This window comes from Pseudomonas sp. BF-R-30, from assembly GCF_019956175.1.
Classification (GTDB): Bacteria; Pseudomonadota; Gammaproteobacteria; order Pseudomonadales; family Pseudomonadaceae; genus Aquipseudomonas; species Aquipseudomonas jessenii.
In genome coordinates, this window is the sequence record NZ_JAHBDE010000037.1 from 40,900 (window position 1) to 48,475 (window position 7,576).

Here is a 7,576-nt window from a genome sequence, read left to right on the forward strand (position 1 = left end):
GGATTAGCTCGCTGCAGTCAAAGAATGGATGAGGTCCGTCGAGGACATCCGTTCGGCATCGTCCAACACCCGGCGCAAGGCGGCAGTGAGGTGCTTCTCGATTTGCCAGTGATCACTCATGGCGGCCAATTCGGGGGCCAACTGGGGCGGCATACCCAGCAACAGATCCCGCAACATCCGCCCGGTCGTGTACGCCGCCGTTTTAACGGCCTCCAGCTCGACGTGGGCGCCGCGATTTTTGTGAAATTCGCTCTCGGTCAGGCGTGATTCATAAAACTCGCGATAGGCGCGCGACTCCTGAAAGTCCGGGATGCCCTCGACAGACAATGGCGCCTGGTGCGAAAGAACGGCTGAAGGCTCGCATTCGATCTGGGGGCCCGGGGTATTGCCTTCCGGCCTACGCTGTATCCGTTCGCGCTCGTGCCGCGCCGCCACATTGGCTTTGCTCGGATCCGCGGTGCTGAACAGCAATCGGTCCGTGGCCTCGACATCCACCATGCCGTCCACCATCAGAACCAGACGACCGCTCTTGGCCAACTTCGACACATAGGGTTTCGACCAGCCTTGGCGCGTGGCGAACTCCGCTTTGGTGAGTGCTGTCATGTCCATGCCTTACGGTTAACCCGGCGGGGCCAAGAGTTAACCGAGTAAAATAGTCGGTTAACTCCTAGGTTAACCACCTCAAGACCACGGCCCGCCTGGCTTTCAGCCAATTTCATAGCCTTTCAGTCATTTGCTTAGTTAACTCTTGGTTAACTGCCTTAGTTAACCGGGCTGAAAGCCGCGGCCCGCCTGACTTTCAGCCGACTCGACAGTTGGCTGAGTTAACCAGGTTAACTCCTTAGTTAACCGACCTGTAAGCCGCAGCCCATAAGGCTTTCAACCCGGTTCACCCGGCGAGTTAACCAGTTAACTAACTTTGGCCGGGTGCCGCTAACGCGTTTGCGCGAGTCTTATGCCCCGTGTTCTTTGGAAGTTGCCAGGGTCCCCGGCGGGTTTGGAAACCCTGGTCCTGCCCTGATTGGAGATCGCGTTTAAAACGGAGGCAGTCGAAATTGTGGATGTGATGCTTATACCGGTAGCGCTGCAATCTGACGGGCAACTTCGTCATGAATCAGTTTGGCTGACCAGGTATGCGCGACGAGGTCGGTACCGGCTTCCAGCAGTGCGGCATCACCCTCAGCGGGTATGACTGGCTGGTCGGTCAGGTCGTTGTAGCTGCCCGAGAAGTCGGAAGTCCCACTGCCGATAGCAATACGAGCAGCGGCGGCGTCGACGCTCACCAGCACAGCCTTGCCCACATCTGAGGCGTCCGAGATGCTTTCAGAGGTGATGTCGCCTGGCGTGCCGGCTGCATTGTTCGTTCCCTTCACCACAGCCTGAAGCACTTGAAAGCCTTCAGTGATGGAGACAGGGCTACCGTATGGCTGCCAGCCTTCGGCAATGGCCTGTGCCAGCTTGGCCGTCAACTCCTCAGGAGTGTTGGCGACGACGGTTTCGTATTGGGTGTAGGCCATTCTCTAAATCTCACGATTGAATGATTGAGCGGCGAGCGGCTGGCAGGCACGCGATTCACCACAACGGATGTAGCCCGTCACTGCGTATGCCAGCAGGAGCACAAGAGGCAGCACCCAAGGGCAGCGCTTCATGGCACCGAATCCGATTTGGGAAACTTGAAGTCCGCGAACCGATCAGCCAGATCGGCGATCTTCTTCACGCCAAGAAATCCGATGAACACACCTGCAGCCGTGGCGAAGTTCTGCGGTAAGCCGAAGTACTCGAGCAACGGAATCAAGCCAATGGTGATCAGCGTGCACAGCGAAGCTTCAAGCAACGCCTGTCGCCGCGTGCCACCGCCGTAAATGATCCGCAAGGCACCGACCACGAATGACAATGCTCCGGCGTAAATCGTCGGCAAATGCTGCCCCAGCCACGCGATAACGAGCAGCCAAGTGTCTGGTTTGTCAGGCATGTTGGTCATCCGGTTTTCTCCCTTTCGGGAAGCGCAATAGATCGGCTCCAGCATCACTTCCCAGCTCGAAGCGATGGGCGTGGCGGAGCCAAAAACAATAGAGCCCTGCTCGATGGCAGGGCTCATAAACGGGCACAAAAAAACCGACTCAATGGTCGGGTTCTTGAAAGGCGTCTCGCTGCGTTCACAGCAACACACGCTGCTATAAAAGCAGGTCTATTCCGCGCGGAAAAGGCTTTTTCGCAGTCAATGCGAAATTGCCCCTAGCCAGTTGTCGCATGAACTTGGCAAATTGCTCGCGCGACAGGCGGCAATCGGCCAAGTGCAGACGTTGGCACGTGAGAGGTCAAACGTCCGAAATGTGGCAGAAGCCTTGGGGCATGCTTGATTCAGCAGGTTAGCCAATAAAAGTCTCAGTATGATGCCCCGACTGTCAGGGCCGTTCGATTGCCTCCCAGTCGGGTTGCTTGGTTGTTATAAATTGTCTCGATCAGGACTAAAGTAGGACTTGAAGTAGTGGCAGGTTGCCTGTATCACTAAATTTCGATAGATCGCATGGAGAGCTGATTTTGAATAAATTTCGCGTCGTGACGTCAAACCCTGAGTGGTACAAGGGCGGCAAAGGAACGATCTTCACGATCCACAACGAATCATGGCCTTTACGCGGCCTGACTTATGAAGTTGAGAGCGACGCATATTCAGTTTGCGACGCGCTCAATCGTGGCGAGCAGCTTTCTGCCGAGTTGAAATTCAAGCATGACAACTTGCCCCAGACGGTCACAATCTTAACGGCGCTAGCGCCAGCTCAGGATGTCCTTTACTACCATGTCCAGGACAAGCTAAGCGGCACCGCCTCTATGTCGCTCGATAGTGACTTGCACAAAGCTCAGGCACTCAGAGAAGCAGGCTATTCAGACCCTGTCGTTTATTGGAGAGTCGCCAAGTAACGCTTCCGTGCTGCACTCACCTGCGGCACACCTACTCTTCACTCGACAGCATCACGTCGATCAGCTTCTGCTCACCCAATCGGAACAGGGCAAGCGACTGCATAACGACCGACTTGAGGCGCAAAGAAATCATATGTCGCGACGTACATAAACGTCCGAGAAGGGTCGTTTTCAGTCGGTCGCGGCAGGCTGAAAACGGCCAAAAGCGGTCGGTGGACAGATTTCGAAAAAAATCGCAAACCCCACGACGCATACCGTGGTAATACGTTGCGGTGCGCGAAAACTGGAGAGTTTTCTTTATATCCATAATTGGACTATAAGATAAAGGTGGTGTCGCGCCCTGCGCGGGCGTGCGGATTGAAACTTCCCAGGGCACTACTGTAGCCCAGATTGTTATGTCGCTCCTCACGCGGGTGGGGAGTGACGCTTCCCGTGGCATCAGGAAGACGACTATCCGATGGATGTCGCACCCGACATGTTTGTGCGGATTGAACAGCTACCAAACCTCGCTTGAAGCAGTTTCGGCTGCGTTTGATCATCGTAGTGCGGCCGAGCTGCGTATCTAGGTGACGCTTAAGCTCGCCTTCAACCAAAATCATCAATCACGCGATCAAAATCTATTCCTCGCTGAAACAGCGTTGAATTCCGCCAGGGCAACCTGCGATTGCCTATCGGCGACTATACCTTCTGGAGAGAGACGCCTAATCCAGGCTTAATCAGTAGCGAACGGTTGTTTTGGTAAGCAGAAGTCGCGCGCTCGCTGGCGCGGAATGCAAACTGAGAAGGAGGGCCAGATGGCCTACGGAGTTCGATTGCTGATCTGGGGCGAACGCGCTTGTTTTACCCGGCCAGAAATGAAGGTTGAGCGCGTCTCTTATGACGTTATCACTCCCTCTGCGGCGCGCGGTATTCTCGATGCCATACATTGGAAACCAGCAATTCGCTGGTCGGTGGATAGAATTAAGGTTCTCAAACCGATTCAATTCGAGTCACTACGGCGTAACGAGGTGGGCGGAAAACTATCCTCAGACAGTGTTGGTAAGGCCATGAAGGCCAACCGTACAGACGGTCTGATTACCTTTGTCAATGAACACCGTCAGCAACGCGCTGCCACCGTCCTGAGGGATGTGGCCTATGTCATCGAGGCACACTTCGTGCTGACCGAAAAAGCCGATGACAGCGATTCTATTGGAAAACACCTGGATATTTTCAATCGTCGCGCTCGCAAGGGGCAGTACTTCCATTCGCCCTGTTTGGGGGTACGCGAGTTTCCCGCCAATTTCCAGTTGCTTGAGCCCGGCATAGTCGAGCCGATTGCCGATGCTGCGTTGGTGGGGGCTCGTGATCTAGGCTGGATGCTGCATGACATCGATTTTGCTGATGACATAACCCCACATTTTTTCCGGGCGCAGATGCTCGATGGCCTAATCGAAGTGCCGCCCTTTATCGCGGCGAAGGTCAAGGCATGATCCTCGCTGCGCTCAATGACTATTACCTGCGCTTGGCCGGGCAAGACAAGGTACCTGTGTTTGGTTATAGCAAGGAGAACATCAGCTATGCGCTAGTACTGTCGGCCAAGGGCGATCTGGTGGATGTGCTGGATGTGCGCGACAAATCCGGCAAGAAACCGCAGCCCAAGCGCCTAACTGTTCCTCAATCAGAAAAACGAACAATCGGAATCAAGCCCAATTTTCTCTGGGACAAGTCCAGTTATGTATTGGGCGTCAGTGCTAAGGCAATCGGGCGCAGCAACCAAGAACACCAGGCTTTCAAGAGTCTACATCAGCAATGCCTAATCGATGAACTTGATCCCTCCCTTCAAGCACTTTTGGCTTTTCTTGATAGCTGGTCTCCTGATCGATTTCAAGCGCCGTTGTTCAGTGAAGAAATGCTCGATGCCAACTTTGTGTTCCGTCTCGAAGGTGAGCAAAGCTACCTGCATGAGCAACCTGCCGCGCAACTTCTCAGAGCCAAGCTGCTGACGAGCTCTAAAAGTCGTAAAGGTTTATGCCTGGTGACTGGCCAGTGGCTGCCACTGGCGCGTCTTCACCCAGCTATAAAGGGGGTCAATGGTGCCCAGAGTTCCGGTGCTTCCATCGTCTCCTTCAACCTGGAATCCTTTTGCTCCTACGATAAAAGCCAGGGCGCAAACGCACCCATCTCCGAGGCCGTGGCTTTCGCCTACACAATGGCGCTTAACCATCTGTTGCGACGGGATGAACATAACCGCCAGCGCATGCAAATTGGTGATGCCAGCGTCGTGTTCTGGGCCATAGCCGATACCTTAGAGGAGGCTAGTAATGCCGAACTGGTGTTTGCTGACCTGCTCAGTCCAGCCAGCGACGATGTCCGGGAAGCCGCCAAGTTACGTTGCATACTGGACGCTGTAGCCATGGGTTGCTCCTTACGTGATCTGGGGTTGCAACTGGATGAGAACACGCAGTTGTTTGTGCTGGGTCTGGTACCGAATGCCGCTCGCCTGTCGGTTCGCTTCTGGCAGACAGGCAGTTTGGTTTTTTTTGCGCAACGTCTGGCCGAGCATTACCAGGATCTGCATATTGAGCCGGCGCCTTGGAAAAACGAGCCAGCAATCTGGCGCTTACTCAAAGCTACGGCCCCCAGCCGAGATGGCAAAGCTAAAGCCGAAGACATTACGCCACAACTGGCCGGTGAAATGACCCGCGCCGTTTTGACTGGCAGCCGTTACCCGCGAAGCCTGCTGACCAACGTGATCATGCGTATGCGCGCCGATAAAGATGTCTCCGGTTTGCGGGTAGCGCTGTGTAAGGCAGTCCTGGTGCGCGACCTGCGCCTTGGCGTCAAGGGAGTCAACGAGGAAGTGCCTGTGAGCCTCGATAAGGAAGCCAGCAACACCGGTTATCGCTTGGGGCGGCTGTTCGCCGCACTGGAAAGCGCCCAGCTGTGTGCCTTAGGCGCTATCAATACCAGCATCCGTGATCGCTATTACGGCGTGGCGTCAGCAACCCCCACCACGATTTTTCCGATGCTGTTGCGCCATGCGCAAAACCATCTGGCCAAGCTGCGTAAAGAAAAACCGGGATTGGCCCATCACCTGGAGCGCGAGATAGGCGAAATCATCGATGGCTTCGGTACCCAATTCCCACGCGGATTGAAACTTGAGGATCAGGGGCGTTTCGCCATCGGCTACTACCAACAATCCCACGCGCACTTTAGCCCTAACAGCGAAGCCAGCACCAATAAGTCGCCCGACAAAGTGCAAGGAACAGAGCAATGAGTATCATCGCCAACCGTTACGAGTTTGTCTTCTTGTTCGATGTCATTAATGGCAATCCGAATGGCGATCCGGATGCTGGCAACCTTCCGCGCCTCGACCCTGAGACCAGCCAGGGGTTAGTCTCCGATGTTTGCCTCAAACGCAAGATCCGCAACTACGTCAGTTTGGAGAAAGAGAACGGTGCGGGTTACGCCATTTATATGCAGGAGAAATCCGTACTGAATAGTCAGCACGAATTGGCATGGAAAGCCTTGGATATCGCAGCTGATGTCAAGGATGGCTACAAAAAACTACCCAAAGACTTGGCGAAGGCCAAGGAGCTGACCGACTGGATGTGCGCCAACTTCTTCGACGTACGTACATTTGGCGCGGTGATGAGCACAGGCGTTAACTGCGGTCAGGTGCGAGGCCCGATTCAAATGGCCTTTGCCACCTCCATCGATCCGGTGGTGCCCATTGAAATCGCCATCACCCGCATGGCCGTGACCACGATGAAAGAAGCCGAGGAGCAAGGCGGCGACAACCGTACAATGGGCCGTAAACACATCATTCCCTACGGACTGTACCGCGCCCACGGTTTTGTCTCAGCCAAGTTGGCTGAGCGGACTGGTTTCTCTGAAGACGATCTCGAACTGCTCTGGCGCAGCCTGATCAACATGTTCGAACATGACCGATCCTCTACCCGTGGTGAAATGGCGGCACGCAAGCTGATCGTATTCAAACACGAACATCCAATGGGTAATGCGCCGGCCCATGTGCTGTTCGATACAGTGAAGGTCGCTCGGGTGCATGGTGAGACCGATACACCCGCCCGCAGCTTCGGTGACTACCAGGTAACTATCAACAGAGAGTCCCTGCCAAAAGGTGTCAGCGTACGTGAGCTGATCTGAAGGGGACGGTCATGGAAGATACCGATCTGATTTCACTGTTCGCTTTAGTAGCATTATCTCGACTGTTCCCGGCGGTGCGCCCTAGTACATGCCGAGCAGTTGTAGGCAGAGAATCTGCCATACGACCGAAGGGCGCTTGCTGCATGAATGTACCGACCAGCCGCCAATCGAACAACGGCATATAGAGCGCAATGCATCAACAGCGCTCCATAAACCCTGCCTACGTAAGAGGTTCGTTGGCGCATGGCGATCCGCTTGTGGGGCTAAAAATGGTGTCCACTTAAATAGGTGGACACCATCGTCCTAAGCGATGGCTTCAGGAAGGCGTGTTTGCCGGACGCTTACGACTGCTCTAGCCGCCCTTCATGACAGGCAGCAATGGGTCCAGAGTGTGTAAAAACGCATTAGGGCCTTGTCGGCGCGAAGAGCCGACGGCTGTTCGCTGAGTGAGTCCGCTTAAGGCACCATAGTTGATCAATATCGCATCGGTGCCCTTCAGCAAGGTTCTACA

The 7,576-nt window shown here is 54.8% G+C and carries 7 protein-coding genes; 4 read left to right on the top strand and 3 right to left on the bottom strand.

Features of this window, described 5'->3' with window-relative positions:
• Positions 1 to 3 precede the first annotated feature (3 nt).
• The 3 genes from KGB20_RS19395 to KGB20_RS19405 form a co-directional block, all read right to left on the bottom strand.
• Positions 4 to 603 carry a terminase small subunit gene (locus KGB20_RS19395; protein WP_223532907.1) on the bottom strand — a complete coding sequence of 200 codons (600 nt, stop codon included), beginning with the start codon at positions 601 to 603 and terminating at the stop codon, positions 4 to 6.
• A 467-nt stretch (positions 604 to 1,070) separates the two neighbouring features.
• Complete coding sequence (locus tag KGB20_RS19400) at positions 1,071 to 1,517, bottom strand: DUF1737 domain-containing protein (RefSeq protein WP_223532909.1); 447 nt, start codon at positions 1,515 to 1,517, stop codon at positions 1,071 to 1,073.
• A 128-nt stretch (positions 1,518 to 1,645) separates the two neighbouring features.
• The gene (locus KGB20_RS19405; protein WP_223532911.1) at positions 1,646 to 1,981 is read right to left on the bottom strand and encodes a phage holin, lambda family; all 336 of its coding nucleotides are present in this window, start codon (positions 1,979 to 1,981) and stop codon (positions 1,646 to 1,648) included.
• Positions 1,982 to 2,541: 560 nt separating this feature from the next.
• Here KGB20_RS19405 and KGB20_RS19410 point away from each other — a divergent pair.
• The 4 genes from KGB20_RS19410 (at position 2,542) to cas7c (ending at position 7,065) form a co-directional block, all read left to right on the top strand.
• On the top strand, positions 2,542 to 2,919 hold the full coding sequence (locus tag KGB20_RS19410; protein WP_150814320.1) for a hypothetical protein: 378 nt from the start codon (positions 2,542 to 2,544) through the stop codon (positions 2,917 to 2,919).
• A 794-nt stretch (positions 2,920 to 3,713) separates the two neighbouring features.
• Positions 3,714 to 4,388 carry a type I-C CRISPR-associated protein Cas5c gene (gene cas5c, locus KGB20_RS19415; protein WP_150814319.1) on the top strand — a complete coding sequence of 225 codons (675 nt, stop codon included), beginning with the start codon at positions 3,714 to 3,716 and terminating at the stop codon, positions 4,386 to 4,388.
• Positions 4,385 to 6,175, top strand: a complete 1,791-nt coding sequence (cas8c, locus tag KGB20_RS19420) for a type I-C CRISPR-associated protein Cas8c/Csd1 (protein WP_150814318.1) — start codon at positions 4,385 to 4,387, stop codon at positions 6,173 to 6,175. Before cas5c ends, cas8c begins: the two co-directional genes overlap by 4 nt.
• Positions 6,172 to 7,065: a type I-C CRISPR-associated protein Cas7/Csd2 gene (gene cas7c / locus KGB20_RS19425; protein ID WP_150814317.1), complete on the top strand. Its 894-nt coding sequence runs from the start codon at positions 6,172 to 6,174 to the stop codon at positions 7,063 to 7,065. The genes cas8c and cas7c overlap by 4 nt, the downstream gene beginning before the upstream one ends.
• Positions 7,066 to 7,576 lie beyond the last annotated feature (511 nt).

Excerpts from the sequence above, each read along its gene's own strand:
- cas7c (WP_150814317.1), top strand. The coding sequence starts at position 6,172 with ATGAGTATCATCGCCAACCGTTACGAGTTTGTCTTCTTGTTCGATGTC.
- KGB20_RS19405 (WP_223532911.1), bottom strand. The coding sequence starts at position 1,981 with ATGACCAACATGCCTGACAAACCAGACACTTGGCTGCTCGTTATCGCG.
- cas8c (WP_150814318.1), top strand. The coding sequence starts at position 4,385 with ATGATCCTCGCTGCGCTCAATGACTATTACCTGCGCTTGGCCGGGCAA.
- cas5c (WP_150814319.1), top strand. The coding sequence starts at position 3,714 with ATGGCCTACGGAGTTCGATTGCTGATCTGGGGCGAACGCGCTTGTTTT.
- KGB20_RS19400 (WP_223532909.1), bottom strand. The coding sequence starts at position 1,517 with ATGGCCTACACCCAATACGAAACCGTCGTCGCCAACACTCCTGAGGAG.
- KGB20_RS19395 (WP_223532907.1), bottom strand. The coding sequence starts at position 603 with ATGACAGCACTCACCAAAGCGGAGTTCGCCACGCGCCAAGGCTGGTCG.